At 64.4% G+C, this 17375-nt stretch carries 14 protein-coding genes and 3 tRNA genes; 11 read left to right on the top strand and 6 right to left on the bottom strand.

Features of this window, described 5'->3' with window-relative positions:
* Positions 1–14: 14 nt before the first annotated feature.
* Together carA and carB are read left to right on the top strand one after the other, a co-directional pair.
* Complete coding sequence (gene carA / locus EL249_RS06515; RefSeq protein WP_005673591.1) at positions 15–1205, top strand: glutamine-hydrolyzing carbamoyl-phosphate synthase small subunit; 1191 nt, start codon at positions 15–17, stop codon at positions 1203–1205.
* Positions 1206–1212: 7 nt separating this feature from the next.
* Complete coding sequence (gene carB / locus EL249_RS06520; RefSeq protein WP_005673590.1) at positions 1213–4479, top strand: carbamoyl-phosphate synthase large subunit; 3267 nt, start codon at positions 1213–1215, stop codon at positions 4477–4479.
* A gap of 201 nt (positions 4480–4680) precedes the next feature.
* Here the strand turns inward: carB and EL249_RS06525 are convergent, their stop codons facing one another.
* On the bottom strand, positions 4681–5292 hold the full coding sequence (locus EL249_RS06525) for a hypothetical protein (RefSeq protein ID WP_005673589.1): 612 nt from the start codon (positions 5290–5292) through the stop codon (positions 4681–4683).
* 59 nt (positions 5293–5351) lie between these two features.
* Positions 5352–5516 carry a hypothetical protein gene (locus tag EL249_RS13180; RefSeq protein WP_005673588.1) on the bottom strand — a complete coding sequence of 55 codons (165 nt, stop codon included), beginning with the start codon at positions 5514–5516 and terminating at the stop codon, positions 5352–5354.
* Positions 5517–5999: 483 nt separating this feature from the next.
* Between EL249_RS13180 and greA the strand changes: the two genes are divergently transcribed.
* On the top strand, positions 6000–6479 hold the full coding sequence (gene greA, locus EL249_RS06530) for a transcription elongation factor GreA (RefSeq protein ID WP_005673587.1): 480 nt from the start codon (positions 6000–6002) through the stop codon (positions 6477–6479).
* A gap of 102 nt (positions 6480–6581) precedes the next feature.
* Here greA and yhbY read toward each other — a convergent pair whose 3' ends face one another.
* Positions 6582–6878, bottom strand: coding sequence for a ribosome assembly RNA-binding protein YhbY (yhbY, locus tag EL249_RS06535; protein ID WP_005673586.1), 297 nt, complete (start codon positions 6876–6878; stop codon positions 6582–6584).
* 110 nt (positions 6879–6988) lie between these two features.
* Between yhbY and EL249_RS06540 the strand changes: the two genes are divergently transcribed.
* The 8 genes from EL249_RS06540 to EL249_RS06575 all read left to right on the top strand — a co-directional run bounded on the left by EL249_RS06540 (position 6989) and on the right by EL249_RS06575 (position 14345).
* The gene (locus EL249_RS06540) at positions 6989–7708 is read left to right on the top strand and encodes an RlmE family RNA methyltransferase (RefSeq protein WP_005673585.1); all 720 of its coding nucleotides are present in this window, start codon (positions 6989–6991) and stop codon (positions 7706–7708) included.
* A gap of 170 nt (positions 7709–7878) precedes the next feature.
* On the top strand, positions 7879–9783 hold the full coding sequence (gene ftsH, locus EL249_RS06545; RefSeq protein ID WP_040531324.1) for an ATP-dependent zinc metalloprotease FtsH: 1905 nt from the start codon (positions 7879–7881) through the stop codon (positions 9781–9783).
* A 286-nt stretch (positions 9784–10069) separates the two neighbouring features.
* Positions 10070–10999, top strand: a complete 930-nt coding sequence (gene folP, locus EL249_RS06550; RefSeq protein WP_050781878.1) for a dihydropteroate synthase — start codon at positions 10070–10072, stop codon at positions 10997–10999.
* A 9-nt stretch (positions 11000–11008) separates the two neighbouring features.
* Positions 11009–12340, top strand: a complete 1332-nt coding sequence (glmM, locus tag EL249_RS06555; RefSeq protein ID WP_005673581.1) for a phosphoglucosamine mutase — start codon at positions 11009–11011, stop codon at positions 12338–12340.
* Between the two features lie 40 nt (positions 12341–12380).
* Positions 12381–12457 (top strand) — tRNA-Pro (locus tag EL249_RS06560).
* 68 nt (positions 12458–12525) lie between these two features.
* Positions 12526–12602, top strand: a tRNA-Arg gene (locus EL249_RS06565).
* A gap of 18 nt (positions 12603–12620) precedes the next feature.
* Positions 12621–12696, top strand: a tRNA-His gene (locus EL249_RS06570).
* A 365-nt stretch (positions 12697–13061) separates the two neighbouring features.
* A complete protein-coding gene (locus tag EL249_RS06575; RefSeq protein ID WP_005673580.1) occupies positions 13062–14345 on the top strand; it encodes a 4-aminobutyrate--2-oxoglutarate transaminase in 1284 nt (427 codons plus the stop codon).
* Between the two features lie 179 nt (positions 14346–14524).
* On the opposite strand, the gene EL249_RS06580 is transcribed toward EL249_RS06575, so the two are convergent.
* Genes EL249_RS06580 through EL249_RS06590 form a run of 3 tightly spaced genes read right to left on the bottom strand, consistent with a single transcriptional unit; the run spans position 14525 to position 17322 of the window.
* Positions 14525–15358, bottom strand: a complete 834-nt coding sequence (locus tag EL249_RS06580; RefSeq protein ID WP_005673579.1) for an ATP-binding cassette domain-containing protein — start codon at positions 15356–15358, stop codon at positions 14525–14527.
* A 3-nt stretch (positions 15359–15361) separates the two neighbouring features.
* Positions 15362–16318, bottom strand: coding sequence for an iron chelate uptake ABC transporter family permease subunit (locus EL249_RS06585; protein WP_005673578.1), 957 nt, complete (start codon positions 16316–16318; stop codon positions 15362–15364).
* The gene (locus EL249_RS06590; RefSeq protein ID WP_005673577.1) at positions 16315–17322 is read right to left on the bottom strand and encodes an iron chelate uptake ABC transporter family permease subunit; all 1008 of its coding nucleotides are present in this window, start codon (positions 17320–17322) and stop codon (positions 16315–16317) included. Before EL249_RS06590 ends, EL249_RS06585 begins: the two co-directional genes overlap by 4 nt.
* Positions 17323–17375: the final 53 nt, after the last annotated feature.

Genomic DNA, 17375 nt, shown 5'->3' on the forward strand with positions numbered 1-17375 from the left:
CTACCGGGTGGGATATGCCGAATCCATTTGCTCCGAAGCTGCCCCGTGCGGCTCTCGTTCTTGCGGACGGGACCGTGTTTTCTGGATATTCCTTCGGTGCGGCGGGGCTTTCCGCCGGAGAGGTGGTCTTCAACACCTCCATGACCGGCTACCAGGAAATTCTGTCGGACCCAAGCTACGCACGACAGATCGTCACGCTCACCGCCTCCCAGATCGGCAACACCGGCGCCAACACCGAAGACATGGAATCGGTGGCGCTGCACGTCGCTGGTCTCGTCATCCGGGCGCTGCCACAGCAGGTCTCCAGCTGGCGAGCCCAGCAATCGCTGCCTGACCTTCTCAAGGAACACGGCAAGATCGGCCTGGTCGGCATCGACACCCGCCGGCTCACCCGGCTGCTGCGCGAGCGCGGCGCCCAGAGCGGCTGTCTGGTGGCCGCTGCCGATATCGATGCGCCGCTCGACATCGATGCCGCCCTGGCTGCAGCACGTGCCTTCCCCGGCCTGGCCGGCATGGATCTGGCCAAGGAAGTCAGCGTGCAGAAGCCCTATGTCTGGGAAGAGGGCAGCTGGTCGCTCACCGACGGTCATCGCGCCCAGCCGCACGAAAAGGCACCGGGTCCGGACGGCCGACGCCTGCGCGTCGTCGCCTACGACTTCGGCACCAAGCGCAACATCCTGCGCCTGCTGGCCGACCAGGGCTGCGACGTGACCGTCGTGCCGGCCACCACGCCGGCGGCCGACGTGCTGGCCATGAAACCCGACGGCGTCTTCTTCTCCAACGGTCCTGGTGATCCGGAACCCTGCACCTACGCCATTGACGCGCTGCGCACCTTCCTCGATCGCAAGGTGCCGTTCTTCGGCATCTGCCTGGGGCACCAGCTGCTGGGCCTCGCTGTCGGTGGACGCACCGTCAAGATGAAGTTCGGCCACCACGGCGCCAACCACCCGGTCAAGGACCTCGACACTGGCCGCGTCAGCATCACCAGTCAGAACCATGGCTTTGCGGTGGATGCCGACTCGCTGCCCGCCCGGGTGCGCGTCACCCACGTGTCGCTGTTCGACGGCTCGCTGCAGGGCATCGAGCTCACCGACGCGCCGGCCTTCAGCTTCCAGGGCCACCCCGAGGCCAGCCCCGGCCCCCACGACGTCATTCCTCTCTTCGAACGGTTCGCCCGGCTGATGGCCGAGCACCGCAGCCTGTGATCCTGCCATGCCCAAGCGTACAGACCTCGAAAGCATCCTGATCATCGGCGCCGGCCCGATCGTCATCGGCCAGGCCTGCGAATTCGACTACTCCGGAGCCCAGGCCTGCAAGGCACTGCGCCAGGAGGGGTACCGGGTCGTGCTGGTCAACAGCAACCCGGCCACCATCATGACCGACCCGGACATGGCCGATGTCACCTACATCGAGCCCATCACCTGGCAGGTCCTCGAACGCATCATCGAGAAAGAGCGCCCCAGCGCCATCCTGCCCACCATGGGTGGTCAGACCGCGCTCAACTGCGCCCTCGACCTGCACCGCCACGGCGTGCTGGACAAGTACGGGGTCGAGCTGATCGGCGCACGTCCCGAGGCCATCGAGAAGGCTGAAGACCGCCAGAAGTTCAAGCAGGCCATGGAATCCATCGGCCTGGGTTCGGCGCGTTCAGCCATTGCCCATTCCATGGACGAGGCCTGGGAGGCCCAGCGCGACATCGGTTTCCCCGTCATCATCCGTCCCAGCTTCACGCTGGGGGGCACCGGCGGCGGCATCGCCTACAACGCCGAGGAATTCGAGACCATTTGCAAGACCGGTCTGGAACTCTCGCCCACCAACGAGCTGCTGATCGAGGAAAGCCTCATCGGCTGGAAAGAGTTCGAGATGGAGGTGGTGCGTGACCGCGAGGACAACTGCATCATCGTCTGCTCCATCGAGAACCTGGATCCGATGGGCGTGCACACCGGCGACTCCATCACCGTGGCGCCGGCGCAGACGCTGACCGACAAGGAATACCAGCTGATGCGCAACGCCTCGATCGCGGTGCTGCGTGAAATCGGCGTCGACACGGGTGGCTCCAACGTTCAGTTCGCCATCCATCCCGAGACCGGGCGGATGATCGTCATCGAGATGAACCCGCGCGTCTCGCGCTCCTCGGCGCTGGCCTCCAAGGCCACGGGCTTCCCCATCGCCAAGGTGGCGGCCAAGCTGGCCGTGGGCTACACGCTGGACGAGCTGAAGAACGAGATCACCGGTGGTGCCACCCCGGCGTCGTTCGAGCCCGCCATCGACTACGTGGTCGTCAAGATCCCGCGCTTTGCCTTCGAGAAATTCCCGCAGGCTGACAACCGTCTCACGACCCAGATGAAGTCGGTGGGCGAGGTCATGGCCATCGGCCGCACCTTCCAGCAGGCGCTGCAGAAGGCCATGCGTGGCCTGGAGGTCGGCGTCGACGGCCTCAACCAGATGACCACCGACCGCGAGGTCATCGAGAAGGAGCTGGGCGAGCCTGGTTCCGAGCGCATCTGGTACGTGGGCGATGCCTTCGCCCAGGGCTTCACCATCGAGGAAGTCCATGCGCTCACGAAGATCGACCCGTGGTTCCTCGCGCAGGTCAAGGAGATCGTCGATATCGAGCTGCAGCTCGACACCATGACGCTGGGCGACCTGGATGCCGAGACGCTGCGCACGCTGAAGGAAAAGGGTTACTCCGACCGCCGGCTGGGCTACCTGCTGGAAACCACCGAGCACGAGATCCGCAAGCTACGTCACAGCCTGGGCGTGCGGCCGGTCTACAAGCGGGTGGACACCTGCGCGGCCGAGTTCGCCACGCAGACCGCCTACCTGTACTCCACCTATGAGGACGAGTGCGAGGCGCAGCCCTCCGATCGCAAGAAGATCATCGTGCTGGGTGGTGGCCCGAACCGCATCGGGCAGGGCATCGAGTTCGACTACTGCTGCGTGCATGCGTCGTTCGCGCTGCGTGAAGACGGGTTCGAGACCATCATGGTCAACTGCAACCCCGAGACCGTCTCCACCGACTACGACACCTCCGATCGCCTGTACTTCGAGCCCGTCACGCTGGAAGACGTGCTGGAGATCGTCGAGCTGGAAAAACCGGTCGGCGTCATCGTCCAGTACGGCGGCCAGACGCCGCTGAAGCTTGCCCGTGCGCTGGAAGCGGCCGGTGTGCCCATCATCGGCACTTCGCCCGACTCCATCGACGTTGCGGAGGACCGCGAGCGCTTCCAGAAGCTGCTGACCCGCCTGGGCCTGCTGCAGCCGCCCAACCGCACGGCGCGTACCGAAGGTGAGGCCATCCAGCTGGCCAACGAGATCGGCTACCCGCTGGTGGTGCGGCCCAGCTACGTGCTGGGTGGCCGGGCCATGGAAATTGTCCATGACCAGCGCGACCTGGAGCGCTACATGCGCGAGGCCGTCAAGGTCAGCAACGACTCCCCGGTGCTGCTCGACCGCTTCCTGAACGACGCCATCGAGGTCGACGTGGACTGCCTGTGCGACGGCGAGCGCGTCGTCATCGGCGGCGTGATGGAGCACATCGAACAGGCGGGCGTGCACTCGGGCGATTCGGCCTGCTCGCTGCCGCCGTACTCGCTGTCGCCGGTCCTGGTCGAGGAAATCAAGCGTCAGACCGTGCTGATGGCCAAGGCGCTGAAGGTGCGCGGCCTGATGAACGTGCAGTTCGCCATCCAGCGCGAACCGGCCGAACAGGAAGGCCAGCCGCCCACCGAACGGGTCTACGTGCTGGAAGTGAACCCGCGTGCCTCGCGTACCGTGCCCTTCGTCTCCAAGGCCACCGGCGTGCAGCTGGCCAAGGTGGCGGCACGCTGCATGGTCGGCAAGACGCTGGCCGAGCAGGGCGTCACCGAAGAGGTCATCCCCGACTACTTCTGCATCAAGGAAGCCGTCTTCCCCTTCAACAAGTTCCCGGGTGTGGACACCATCCTGGGGCCCGAAATGAAGTCCACCGGCGAGGTGATGGGGGTCGACTACTCGTTCGGCTCCGCCTTCATCAAGTCGCAGGTGGGGGGCGGCGTGCGCATGCCCACCGAAGGCACGGCCTTCATCTCGGTCAAGCAGATCGACCGCCCCCGGGCCATCCGCGTGGCGAAGACCCTGCACGAGATGGGCTTCTCGCTGGTGGCCACCAAGGGCACGGCCGGCGCCATTGCCGAGGCCGGCATCCCGGTCACGCCGGTCAACAAGGTGCAGGAAGGCCGCCCCCACGTGGTCGACATGCTGAAGAACGGCGAGATCTCTCTGCTCATCAACTCGGTGGAAGAACGGCGCAGCGCCATCCAGGACTCCCGCGCCATCCGCACCACCGCGCTGGCGCAGCGCGTCACCTTCTACACGACCATCGCCAGCGCTCTGGCTGCCGTCGAGGGCATGCACCTCGAATCCCAGGCTGCCCACGATGTCTATTCCCTGCAGCAGCTGCATGGGCATCTGAAGGAGCGCCGGCAGGGCAGGGGCTGATGGCACGCCGGCCAGGCCGGGTCTGATACGGGCTCGCGGCCGGCAAGTGCGTCATTACTGAAGACGCAGCGGAGATGTGTCTGACAGTTGATGAACAGGAAAAGGGGCTGGTCCATGACCAGCCCCTTTTTGCTGCTGGGCCAGGCAGCCGGAGCGGCCGTGCCCGTCAGTGGGTTCTATTCATTATCAATGCATTGCATTTCAGTTGCATGCGTTGTCGAAGTTTGGAAGGAATCCTATGTGCCACATTGTCAGACCGCAAGTCACGGCAGCGGCCGCGCCTGTGCCGCCTGTAGCAATGGCTAGTGCACCTCCAGCGCCACCGCACAATGCGCCAGTAGCGGCGTGGTACGAATAGGCAGCAACATAGGCTTGCCAGCAGGCACAACAGCTTTTTGTGGCAATGTTCTTGTCAGATGGCGTTCCATCCTTCAGCTGGATGATGGGGCGGTCTGCTGTGCCAGATACCTCAAAGTGCTTTCCTTCCGTATTGGCGACAAATGTCTTGACCTGTTCGACGGAGCTTTGCATTGCAAAGAACTCCAGATAGAACTTGACAGTTTCTTCATCGGGAGCTCCCTTGAAGAGGGCCATGAGTGCCTTGCTCTGCCGAAGTTGATCGACCTTCCACGCAAACTCCTCGGGATTGGCGTTTCTGGCCTCTTCGATGGCGACGGCAGGGTCTCCCCCGTCCACAAGGTTTTCTGGATATGTGGGGGCAGAGTCTTCTCCGACGATTATTGGCTGCGCGTACGCTGTACTGAAGGAAAACAGCATGAGGAAGGAAATCAGCAGGGAGAACAGTCGATTCATGGCTACCTCCTCTTTGGTTGGTGTGGCTCGACTGTTTTTCATGCTATTAATGCCTTTAATCACAAGGAAGCTACGTTAAGTTGTGGGGTGGTGATGCTTTCAGGTCGATCTTCGCAGAATGGTGTTTTGAATATCCTGAACGGGAATTTCATGACTGGCTGCTGATATTCGTCATGATGATGAACTTTCTTGTTTTCATCGCGCTCATGCGTGTTCCAGGTCATGGGAAGAAGTTCTTTCGGATGGTTGTTGTGTATATTGAGTCCATCTCGAAGGGGATGGGCGTGTGCAGGTTGGATAAATGTCCCAAAAAGGAAATTCCAATGAGAGGCTGATTTCTGAACTTGAGGGAAGTCGGCTTGCCATGGCGTAGGTCAGGGCCGTCCTGGCATGGGGCCTTGGAACAGGGGGGCGGTGATTCTCTGACCCAGCAATGGCCTTCTTCCACGACAGGCAGGGACGGTGTCTCCGGATCGCTTCAGACAGTAGGCCCCATGTACAGATACGGAGTCTGATTGGCGCGTTTCGTCGCCGACGAGGGGGCTTCTGTATCATGGAAGTCGTGCCCCAATGCGGCTAAATCGTGTAAACTGGCCGGCATCAACCCCTACCCGGGCCCCGAGGCACCGGCGAAGGTCTGGATTGCAGTATCCGCTCAGGCCTTCCCCGCTGCCCCGGGGTCTTGTCTTTTTGGAGACTCTTCCATCATGGCCACCTCCTTTCCGTTGACCAAGCATGGCGCCCAGCTTCTGAAGGACGAACTGCAGCGCCTCAAGTCGGTCGAGCGGCCGAACGTGATCAACGCCATTGCCGAGGCGCGTGCCCAGGGCGACCTGTCCGAGAACGCCGAATACGAGTCGGCCAAGGAGCGGCAGAGCTTCATCGAGGGGCGCATTGCCGAGCTGGAAGGCAAGCTGTCGGCTGCCCAGATCATCGATCCGGCGGCACTGGACGCCGACGGTCGCGTCGTGTTTGGCGCCACCGTGCAGCTTGAGGACATCGATTCGGGTGACAAGGTCACCTACCAGATCGTCGGCGAGGACGAAGCCGACCTGAAGCTGTCCAAGATCTCGGTGGCCAGCCCGCTGGCCCGCGCCCTCATCGGCAAGTACGCCGGGGATGTCGCCTCTTTCCAGGCACCGGGCGGCGAGCGCGAGTACGAGATCCTGGACGTCCTCTATCGCTGAGCCACCGTAGCAGCCAGAGCTGCACAGGAAAGGGGCCAGAGGAAATTCCAATGGCCCCGATTTGAAAATATCAAGGCGTGGCCGGCGTCGGCCACGCTATCATCAGGCCGGATCGTCCTCGTCCGGTTTCGGCCGGTAAAGCACCAGCACGTTGCCGATCAGCTGCACCGCTGCGCTGGACGTGCTGTCGCTGATCTGCTCGCTGGCCGCCTGCCGGGCATCCCGGTCCATGCCGGCCAGCCGCACCTTGATCAGCTCATGGGCCGCCAGGGCGCGGTCGATTTCCTGCAGCACTGCGGGCGTGAGCCCGGCAGCGCCCAGCAGCACGACCGGATTCAGAGGATGGGCCTGGGCCGCCAGCGCCTTGCGCTCGGCCTTTTCCAGCAACAAAGAAGGCATGTTTCTCGTGTCGAATGATCTTCTGTCGTAGGCACCGTGCCCACGCATGACCCTTCATTCTAGAGCGTGTCCCTCCCTTCGGGGTGCCATATCATTCACTTGACCCATCCATGCAGAGCAGTCGCAGCAAGAAGGTGAACCGGGCCTGGCTTCACGACCACCTGAACGACCCTTACGTGAAGCTGGCGCAGCGCCACCACTATCGGGCGCGGGCCGCCTTCAAGCTCATCGGCATCGACGAGCAGGACCACCTCATCCGTCCCGGCATGACCGTGGTGGACCTGGGTTCGGCCCCGGGCAGCTGGTCGCAGGTCGTCCGGCGGCGTCTGGCGGCGCCAAATCTGGCCGAGGATGTGCGCAAGGCCGACGACCTGCGTGGCGAGGCCCCGCAGGTGCCCATTCAGGGGCGGATCGTTGCGCTGGACCTGCTGCCCATGGAGCCCATCCCGGACGTGAACTACCTGCAGGGCGATTTTCGCGAGCAGGACGTGCTTGATCGGCTGGAGGCGCTGCTGGATGGCGGCAAGGTCGATCTTGTTTTGTCGGACATGGCCCCCAACTTGAGCGGAGTGGGGGTCGCCGACACCGCGCGCATGCAGGACCTGGCCGAGCTGTCGGTGGATTTCGCCAGCCGCTGGCTCAAGCCCGACGGCGCGCTGCTCATCAAGGTGTTCCATGGCAGCGGCTACAGCCAGCTGGTGCGGCTTTTCAAGGACCATTTCGCCGTCGTGCAACCACGCAAGCCCAAGGCCTCGCGTGACCGCTCGGCGGAAACCTATCTGCTGGGTCGCCGGCTGAAGTCGGCGGGTAGCGGCGCGAATCGTGGTTAAAACCATGTTTGTGCCGCCATCCTGGCGGCTTCTGCGGCTATCGTGGCCGAAACGGGCTGTTGACGGACGGCTTCGTGCCGTCCGGTACAAAAGCACGGAAAATCCGACGCAACAGCGTAGAATCAACCGGCTGCAGGCGCTTGGTCTGCATGCCCAATGAGGAAGAGCAGGTGAATAACGCGTTTTCCAAAGCAGCCGTCTGGGTGATCATCGCCCTGGTCCTGTTTACCGTGTTCCGACAGTTCGAGACACGGCAGGGGCGTGTCGGGGACATTCCGTATTCCCAATTCATGAAAGAGGCCGAGAACGGCCAGGTCGACAGCGTGCAGATCGATGGTCGCGCCGTGCGTGTGCGCACCCGCGATGGGCGCACTCTGTCCACGTATGTCCCGTCCACCGGCGACATCTGGATGGTCAGCGACCTGATGAAGTATGGCGTTCAGGTCAATGCCAAGCCCGAGGAAGAGCAATCGGTGCTGATGCAGATCTTCATCTCGTGGTTCCCCATGCTGCTGCTCATCGGCGTCTGGATCTTCTTCATGCGCCAGATGCAGGGCGGTGGCCGGGGAGGGGCCTTCTCGTTCGGCAAGAGCCGCGCGCGCATGCTGGATGAGAACAACAACCCCGTCACCTTTGCCGATGTGGCCGGTGCCGACGAGGCCAAGGAAGAAGTCCAGGAAATGGTCGACTTCCTGCGCGATCCCTCCCGCTTCCAGAAGCTGGGTGGCCGCATTCCGCGTGGCGTCCTGATGGTCGGTCCTCCGGGGACCGGCAAGACGCTGCTGGCGCGTGCCATCGCCGGTGAAGCCAAGGTGCCGTTCTTCTCCATCTCGGGTTCCGATTTCGTCGAGATGTTCGTCGGTGTGGGTGCAGCCCGCGTCCGCGACATGTTCGAGAACGCCAAGAAGCACGCCCCCTGCATCATCTTCATCGACGAGATCGATGCGGTGGGTCGTCAGCGGGGCGCCGGTCTGGGCGGCGGCAACGACGAGCGCGAGCAGACGCTGAACCAGCTGCTGGTCGAGATGGACGGCTTCGAGACCGGCCAGGGCATCATTCTCATCGCGGCCACCAACCGTCCTGACGTGCTGGATCCCGCGCTGCTGCGTCCGGGCCGTTTCGACCGCCAGGTGGTGGTGTCGCTGCCCGACATCCGTGGTCGCGAGCAGATCCTCAACGTCCACATGCGCAAGGTGCCCGTGGGTCCCGATGTGCAGGCTGACGTGCTGGCCCGTGGCACTCCCGGCATGTCCGGCGCCGATCTGGCTAACCTGGTCAACGAGGCTGCGCTCTTTGCCGCCCGTCGCAATGGCCGTCTGGTCGAGATGATCGACTTCGAGCGTGCCAAGGACAAGATCCTGATGGGTACCGAGCGCCGCTCCATGGTCATGACCGAGGACGAGCGCCGCAGCACGGCCTACCACGAGTCCGGCCACGCCATCCTGGGCCGCCTGCTGCCCAAGGCCGATCCGGTCCACAAGGTCACCATCATCCCGCGTGGCCGGGCGCTGGGCGTCACCATGTCGCTGCCCGAGCGTGACCGCTACAGCTATGACCGGGTCTACATGCTCAGCCAGATTTCCATGCTCTTTGGTGGCCGCATTGCCGAAGAGGTGTTCATGAACGAGATGACCACCGGCGCATCCAATGACTTCGAGCGGGCCACCCACTTGGCGCGCGACATGGTCACGCGCTACGGCATGAGCGATCGGCTGGGCCCCATGGTCTACGCCGAGAACGAGAGCGAGGTCTTCCTGGGACGCTCCGTCACCAAGACGACCAACGTTTCCGAAGAGACCATGCGTAAGGTCGACGAGGAGATCCGCCGCATCATCGACGAGCAGTACTCGCTGGCCCGCCGCCTGATCGAGGAAAACGCCGACAAGATGCACGCCATGGCCAAGGCCCTGCTGGAGTGGGAAACCATCGGCATCGAGCAGATCGACGACATCATGGCCGGTCGGCCGCCGCAGCCGCCGAAGGACTGGACGCCCAAGTCCGACAACGGTCCGCGCACTCCGCCGGCCCAGCCGCCTGCGGTCGAGTCGGAGCCCAACCCGGCTGCTTCGGCCTGATCTTCCGCCGGGGTGGCACCGCCACCCTGGACGGGATCCCGCACTGGCCGGATAGCAACGCTGTCTGGCTCGCCACCGGCCCGCAAGGGCCGGTTCGCTTTTTCAGAGCAGGCAAATCCTTGTCGGGCGGGCGTTGTTCACCGTCGCTTTTCTGCGAAACCGTTAAGATATCGACCGCAGCCAGCGCACAGGCCCGGTCCAGCCGCTCCCTTCGGTCCAGGAAGGGCGCTGAAGCAGTCCGTGCCGGCCGTCGTTAACCGGCTTTTTCTTGTCCATCCTTCGTCTGATGTCCTCGCCGACCCCGTCCGATTCCGTCGCCAACACCGCACGACCCGCCCTCTGGCAGTGCGGTCGCTTTCGGCTGTCGCTGGAACGGCCGCTGGTCATGGGCATCCTCAACGTCACTGACGACTCGTTCTCCGACGGCGGGCGTCATCGTGACCCGACCGTGGCTGTCGCCGCGGCACGCCGGATGATCGACGAAGGTGCCGACATCATCGACATTGGCGCCGAATCCACCCGGCCCGGTGCGCAGGCCGTGCCGCCGGACGAGGAATGGGCCAGGCTCGCCCCGGTGGTCGAGGCGCTGGCCGGATTGGACGTGCCCCTGTCCATCGATACCCGTCATCCGGGCACGATGGCCCGCGTCATTGCCGCCGGGGCCAGCATCATCAACGACATCAGCGGCTTTCGCACCCTGGAGGCGAGGGCAGCCGTGGCGGGCTGCGACGTGGGCCTCGTCACCATGCACATGCTGGGTGATTCACCTGCCACCATGCAGGCCAACCCCGTCTATGCCGACGTGGTGGCCGAGGTCGGGCGCTTCCTGATGGACAGCCGCCAGGCGCTGCTGGATGCCGGTGTGGCGCCCGAGCGCATCTGCCTGGACCCGGGGTTCGGCTTCGGCAAGACGCTGGCGCACAACCTGGCGCTGTACCGCGGCATTCCCGCCTGGGCATCGGTTGCCCCGGTGCTGGTGGGCGTGTCGCGCAAGTCCATGCTGGGGACCATCACGGGCCAGCCGGTCGAGCGTCGCCTGGCGGCCAGCCTGGCGGGCGCACTGGCCGGAGTGCAGATGGGTGCCACCATCGTGCGGGTGCATGATGTACCGGAAACCGTCCAGGCGCTGGCCGTCTGGACCGCCATAGGACTTCCGGCAGCGGCCGGAAGCGTTCACATCGGGGATGGCCATTCGGGCCGTCCTGCCAAGGAGTAAAAACAGATCATGGGACGTCGTTATTTCGGGACGGATGGTGTGCGGGGCAAGGTGGGTGAATCGCCCATCACGCCGGAATTCGTCATGCACCTGGGCTATGCTGCCGGCCGGATCTTTTCCAAGGGCGCCCGTGGCAAGCCCGCCGTCCTGCTGGGCAAGGACACCCGCATCTCCGGCTACCTGCTGGAGGCCGCGCTGACGGCCGGCTTCACCGCAGCCGGCGTGGACGTGCACGTCACCGGCCCCATCCCGACGCCCGCCATTGCCTACCTCACGCGCGGCCTGCGCCTGAACGCCGGTGTGGTGCTCAGCGCCTCGCACAATCCCTATGAGGACAACGGCATCAAGTTCTTCTCGGCCGATGGCAACAAGCTGCCCGACGAGATGGAAGAGGCCATCGAGGCGCTGCTGGACGAGCCCATCGTCTGTGTCGATTCCAACCAGCTGGGTAAGGCCCACCGCGTCGATGGGGCCGCTGGCCGCTACATCGAGTTCTGCAAGAGCACCTTCCCCTACAGCCTGGACCTGAAGGGGCTGAAGCTTGTGGTGGACTGCGCCAACGGTGCCGCCTATCACACCGCTCCGCACGTCTTCCATGAGCTGGGCGCCGAGGTCATTGCCATCGGCACCGAGCCCAACGGCGTCAACATCAACGACGGCGTGGGCGCCGTGCACCCGAAAGCCATGGCGGCTGCCGTGCTGCGCCATGGTGCCGACCTGGGCATCTCGCTGGACGGTGACGCCGACCGCCTGATCATGTGTGACGCGTCCGGCCGCATCTTCGACGGCGACGAGCTGCTCTACATCATGGTGATGGACCGGCTGGCTCGCGGCAAGGTCGACGGTGTCGTGGGCACGCTGATGACCAACTACGCCTTCGAGCGCGCCATGGCCGACAAGGGCATCCCCTTCGAGCGCGCCAAGGTGGGCGACCGGCACGTGCTGGAGCTGCTGCAGCAGCGCGGCTGGCTGCTGGGGGGCGAGAACTCGGGCCACCTGCTGGCGCTGGACGCGCACAGCACCGGCGACGGCACCATCAGCGCCCTGCAGGTGCTGGCGGCCGTGCAGCGCACGGGCTCCACGCTGGGCGAGCTGATCGGCGACCTGCACCTGCTGCCGCAGAAGATGATCAACGTCCGCGTCAAGAAGGGCTTCGACTGGCAGGGCCACGAGGCACTGCAGGCCAGCATCGCCGAGGCCAAGGCCCGTCTGGGCAACGAGGGCAGGGTGCTGATTCGTCCGTCGGGCACCGAACCCGTGCTGCGGGTGATGGTCGAAGCCAGTTCCGTGTCGCTGGCCACCGAGCTGGCTCAGATGATGGCCAATTCCCTGAACCGTTAAGGCTTGGCAACTCCCGACATCCTCGCTACAATGCGCCGTTCGGGGTGTAGCGTAGCCTGGTAGCGCGCCTGGTTTGGGACCAGGATGTCGGGAGTTCGAATCTCTCCACCCCGACCAGCACAACTCGGCAAATCGTGTATAATGGCGGTCTGCCCGGTTCGCTGGGATTAAACGGCCGGATAGAACTGCCCGTAGCTCAGCTGGATAGAGCATCAGCCTTCTAAGCTGAGGGTCACAGGTTCGAATCCTGTCGGGCAGGCCAGTAGTTGTTTTATCAGTGGTGGCTGTAGCTCAGTTGGTAGAGTCCCGGATTGTGATTCCGGTTGTCGTGGGTTCGAGTCCCATCAGCCACCCCATCCCTCCCTTCTATCTCTTATCCATCTCCCCCGTTTCGTCCGATTCTGTCCGTTGTCGCGGCATCTGACCTGCACTTCGTTCGTTCGTGTTTGCCGTTCGTTCGTGTTTGCCGTTCGTGCGTGTTTGCCGTTCGTGCGTGTTCGTCCAACGCGGCAGGCGCAACATGACAGTCTGTTGTGGGAAAACCAATGTCGGTTTCCCTGAAAGGGGCCCAGAGGCGCGCCAGTAGCGCCCCTGCACGGCAGAGCGCTGCGTGCCCAAGGCATCTTTCCGAGATGCAGGATAACGTGAGTTGTCCTTGGGTCCTGCCTCGGGTATCGTCCATGCCAACAACGACCTTATCCACCCAACGAGGAGACCCATCATGAGCGAGAAATCCCTGTCCGAGCGCCGGGCTGCCGCCATCGCCCGCGGTGTGGGCATGGTGACCCCCCTGTTTGCAGAACGTGCCAGCAACGCGGAACTCTGGGACACCGAAGGCCGCCGCTATATCGACTTTGCGGCCGGCATTGCGGTCGTCAACACTGGTCATGGCCATCCCAAGGTCATCGGGGCTGCGCGCGAGCAGCTCGAGAAGTTCACGCACGTGTGCCATCAGGTCGCCGCCTATGACAGCTATGTGCGCCTGGCCGAGCGTCTCAACGAGATCGTGCCCATCGAAGGCCCCAGGAAGACCATCTTCGTCACCACGGGGGCAGAAGCCGTCGAGAACGCCGTCAAGGTCGCCCGCGCCGCCACCGGTCGCAGTGGCGTCATCGCCTTCAGCGGTGCCTTCCATGGCCGCACCTTCATGACCATGGCGCTCACCGGCAAGACCGCGCCCTACAAGACCGGTTTCGGCCCACTCATGGGGGATGTCTGGCGCATTCCGTTCCCGGCGGCCTCACAGGGCGTCAGCGTCGAGGAAACCCTCAAGGAGCTGGATCGCCTCTTCAAGACCGACATCGCCCCGTCGCGGGTTGCGGCCATCATCGTCGAGCCGGTGCAGGGCGAGGGCGGTTTCAACCCCGTACCGCCCGAGCTGATGCGTGCCCTGCGCAAGATGGCCGATGAGCACGGCATCGTGCTGATCGTCGACGAGATCCAGACCGGCTTTGGTCGTACGGGCAAGCTCTTTGCCATCCAGAACTACGACGTCAAGCCTGACCTGATGACCATGGCCAAGGGTTTGGCGGGCGGCTTCCCGCTGGCTGCCGTCACCGGTCGTGCCGACCTGATGGATGCCCCTGTGCCCGGTGGCCTGGGCGGCACCTTCGCCGGCAACCCGCTGGCCACGGCTGCCGGCAATGCCGTGCTGGACGTGATGGAAGAAGAGAAGCTGCCCGAGCGCGCCCAGAAACTGGGTGACCAGCTGCGGGCACGCCTGGAAAGCCTGCGTGCCAAGGTTCCGCAGATCGTCGATGTGCGCGGCCTGGGCCTGATGATCGCCGTGGAGTTCAACAAGCCCGGCACTTCCGAGCCCAATCCCGAGTACGCCAATGCCGTGCGCCTGGCCGCACTGGAGAAGGGCCTCATCCTGCTTACCTGCGGCGTTTATGGCAATGCCATCCGCTTCCTGCCGCCGCTTACCATCGAACAGAAGACCTTTGACGAAGCGCTCGACATCCTTGAAGCCGTCATGGTCGAACAGGCCAGCAAGGTCGGCTGATCAGGGAATCCTCGCCTGAGTCCGCCGGAGCCGTAAGGCTCCGGCTTCCATGTTTTCCTTGACCTTACCAGGATGACAACGGGTAAGCTTCGAAGGACCTTGGGGCGTTCTCCAGCAAAGTCGCCTTCCGACGGAGGTGCATCCTTCAGCGAGGTCAGGACGCAGCACACCACCGCACTTCAGGCAGCTTCTTCCTTCTTCCACCCCGGATCCGGCAGCATCACCGCCTGTTCCGTCAGCCCGCTGTCCTTCACCACCACCATCGGCCGCCCGCTTTCCGGGCAGACGTGCTGCACGGCGTCCACCTTGAACACCTTGGCCAGCATTTCGGCTGTCAGAACATCTTTCGGCGAACCTTCACCCATCAGCTCGCCTTCCTTCAACACGATCAGGTGATCGCAATAGCGGGCTGCCTGGTTCAGATCATGCAGCACCGCCACCACCGTGGCGCCCCGATCCCGCTGCTGCGCCATCATCTCCATCAGCGCCACCTGGTGATTCAGGTCCAGATAGGTCGTGGGTTCATCCAGTAGCAGATAGGGAGTCTCCTGCGCCAGCGTCATCGCCAGGAAGGCACGCTGCTGCTGACCGCCCGAAAGCTGGTCCACCCGCCGATCCGCAATGATGTCGGTATGCGTGGCTGCCATCACCCGGTCCACGATCTCGCGGTCTGCCTTGCCCAGGCTCCCCCAGAGATTCAGGTAGGGACTGCGCCCGTAGCCTACCAGGGTACGTACCGTGATGCCCTCCGGCACCAGCTGGTGCTGGGGCAGCAGTGACAGCTTGCGTGAGAACGCGCGGGCGCTCAGGCCATAGATCGACTGGTCATCCACCGTCGCCTCACCGGCCATGGGCGGGAGCAGCCGCGCCAGCGTCTTCAGCAGGGTGGACTTGCAGGAGCCGTTGGGGCCGATCAGGGCCGTGATCCGGCCTTCCGGGATGGTGGTGGTCAGGTTCCGGATGGCCACGGCGCCGCCATAGCCGGCTTTCAGGTTCTTGACGGACAGTGCCATGGTTCACAGGCTCCGGCGAAGCAGATAGAAGAAATAGGGGGCGCCGATCAGGGCCGTGAAGATCCCGGCCGGCAGTTCGAGCGGCGGCTTGATGGCACGGACCGCGATGTCGCTGACCTGCAGGATGATGGCGCCTGTCAGCATGGCTGCCGGCAGCAGCACCCGGTGCCGTCCACCCACCAGCTTGCGCGCCAGGTGCGGCGCCACCAGCCCCAGGAAGGCAATCGGCCCGGCAATGGCCACCGCCACGGCCGCCAGCAGCACGGCCAGTCCCAGCAGCAGGAAGCGGTCCCGCGAGACATTCACCCCCAGCGTCGCCGCCTTGGCCTCGCCCAGCGTCAGCAGGTCGAAGGACTTGCTGTAGAGCAGCGCCAGTGGCAGCAGCAGGACCAGCAACGGTGCCCCCATCTCGACGAAGGACCATGTCCGTCCCCACAGGCTGCCGGTCAGCCAGACCATGGCTGTGTTGACCTCCAGCGGGTGCGACAGCATCAGGTAATCGGTCATCGCTGCATAGAACGCCGACAGGGCCACCCCGATCAGGGCCATCTGCAACGGGCCGGCCTGGCGTCCGGCCACCAGCATCAGCACCAGGTAGGCCACGGCGGCGCCCACGCAGGCGGCCACCGGCAGCGCCCAGACGGGTGTGCCCGGCATCATCATCAGCGTGGCGACCGCTGCCAGGCTGGCCCCATGGTTGATGCTGAGGATATCGGGCGAGGCCAGCGGGTTGTGGATGATGCCCTGGATGATGGTTCCCGACAGTGCCAGTGCGGCGCCCACCAGCACGGCCAGAATGGCCCGCGGCATCCGGTACTGCCAGATGTCGAAATCGTGGGTCAGCAGGCCCTGCAGCACGGCGGCCGGCGACTTGAAGGTCGCGCCCAGCATCAGCGCCAGCGCAAAGCAGACGATGGCCAGGACGCCCAGGATCGACAGGTATTTCTTCGGATCGTTCATTGATCACTCCGGCTCTTGGCCAGCAGAACGAAGCATGGGGCGCCGATGAGGGCCAGTACCGCCCCAGCTGGCAGGTCGGCCGGGTGGGCCAGTGCCCGCGCCAGCAGGTCGGCTGCCACGAATAGCAGCCCGCCCAGCAACGCGCACATTGGTACCGTGCGGCGCAGGTCATAGCCGATCCAGTGGCGCGCCAGGTGCGGCACCAGCAGGCCGATGAAGGCAATCGGCCCGGTCGTGGCCACGCTGGCACCCACCCAGATCAGGACCACCGTGGTCAGCCAGAAGCGCAGCTGCCGCACCGACACACCCAGCGACTGGGCCGCCTCGTCCGAGAGGCTCAGGATGTTGAGCCGGGGCACCAGCCACACCAGCGGGATGGCCGGAACCACCACCAGCGGCCAGTACTCGTGAACCTGCTTCCAGCTCATGTTGCTCACGCCGCCGGCCAGCCAGCTGATCACCGCCGACGCCTGGTTCTCGTCCAGAATCAGCGAGGCCTTGCCCAGCGCCGCACAGAAGGCGCTGACCGCGATACCGGCCAGGATCAGACGGCTTTTCTGCAGTCGTCCGTCGCGGTAGCTGATCCACATCACCAGCGTCCACGACAGGGCGCCCCCGATGGCGGCCGCCGTGGACTGGGTGAGGGCACCTGCGCCCGTCATGAAGACCCCGGCCAGGATCACGCCCAGACCCGCGCCGGCATTGATCGACAGCAGCGACGGGGAGGCCAGCGGATTGCGGGTCATTGTCTGCAGCAGCAGCCCACTGACGGCCAGCACGGCGCCGCACAGCAGGGCCACCACGATGCGCGGCAGCCGCGTTTCCACCACCAGCATCTGCGGAATGCTGAGATCGGTGCTGTTGGGCGCCTTCAGCGCCGCCAGCACGTCAGACGGCGTGATGGCCAGCGCCCCGGGGGAATACAGATAGGCCGACAGGAAGCCGAGCACCGCCAGTGCAATGAGCGGCAGCACCCAGCGCAGCCAGGCAGGCAGCAGGGTCATGAGAGGGTGGGATGGAAGGGTCGGAAAGCGGAATCCTGGTGTGGGCGAACGCC

Origin of the sequence: Lautropia mirabilis, from assembly GCF_900637555.1 — a bacterium.
GTDB classification, from domain to species: Bacteria; Pseudomonadota; Gammaproteobacteria; order Burkholderiales; family Burkholderiaceae_E; genus Lautropia; species Lautropia mirabilis.

Coding starts and splice junctions, on each gene's coding strand:
- carA (WP_005673591.1), top strand. CDS start 15: ATGCCGAATCCATTTGCTCCGAAGCTGCCCCGTGCGGCTCTCGTTCTT.
- carB (WP_005673590.1), top strand. CDS start 1,213: ATGCCCAAGCGTACAGACCTCGAAAGCATCCTGATCATCGGCGCCGGC.
- EL249_RS06525 (WP_005673589.1), bottom strand. CDS start 5,292: ATGAATCGACTGTTCTCCCTGCTGATTTCCTTCCTCATGCTGTTTTCC.
- EL249_RS13180 (WP_005673588.1), bottom strand. CDS start 5,516: ATGACCTGGAACACGCATGAGCGCGATGAAAACAAGAAAGTTCATCAT.
- greA (WP_005673587.1), top strand. CDS start 6,000: ATGGCCACCTCCTTTCCGTTGACCAAGCATGGCGCCCAGCTTCTGAAG.
- yhbY (WP_005673586.1), bottom strand. CDS start 6,878: ATGCCTTCTTTGTTGCTGGAAAAGGCCGAGCGCAAGGCGCTGGCGGCC.
- EL249_RS06540 (WP_005673585.1), top strand. CDS start 6,989: ATGCAGAGCAGTCGCAGCAAGAAGGTGAACCGGGCCTGGCTTCACGAC.
- folP (WP_050781878.1), top strand. CDS start 10,070: ATGTCCTCGCCGACCCCGTCCGATTCCGTCGCCAACACCGCACGACCC.
- glmM (WP_005673581.1), top strand. CDS start 11,009: ATGGGACGTCGTTATTTCGGGACGGATGGTGTGCGGGGCAAGGTGGGT.
- EL249_RS06575 (WP_005673580.1), top strand. CDS start 13,062: ATGAGCGAGAAATCCCTGTCCGAGCGCCGGGCTGCCGCCATCGCCCGC.
- EL249_RS06580 (WP_005673579.1), bottom strand. CDS start 15,358: ATGGCACTGTCCGTCAAGAACCTGAAAGCCGGCTATGGCGGCGCCGTG.
- EL249_RS06585 (WP_005673578.1), bottom strand. CDS start 16,318: ATGAACGATCCGAAGAAATACCTGTCGATCCTGGGCGTCCTGGCCATC.
- EL249_RS06590 (WP_005673577.1), bottom strand. CDS start 17,322: ATGACCCTGCTGCCTGCCTGGCTGCGCTGGGTGCTGCCGCTCATTGCA.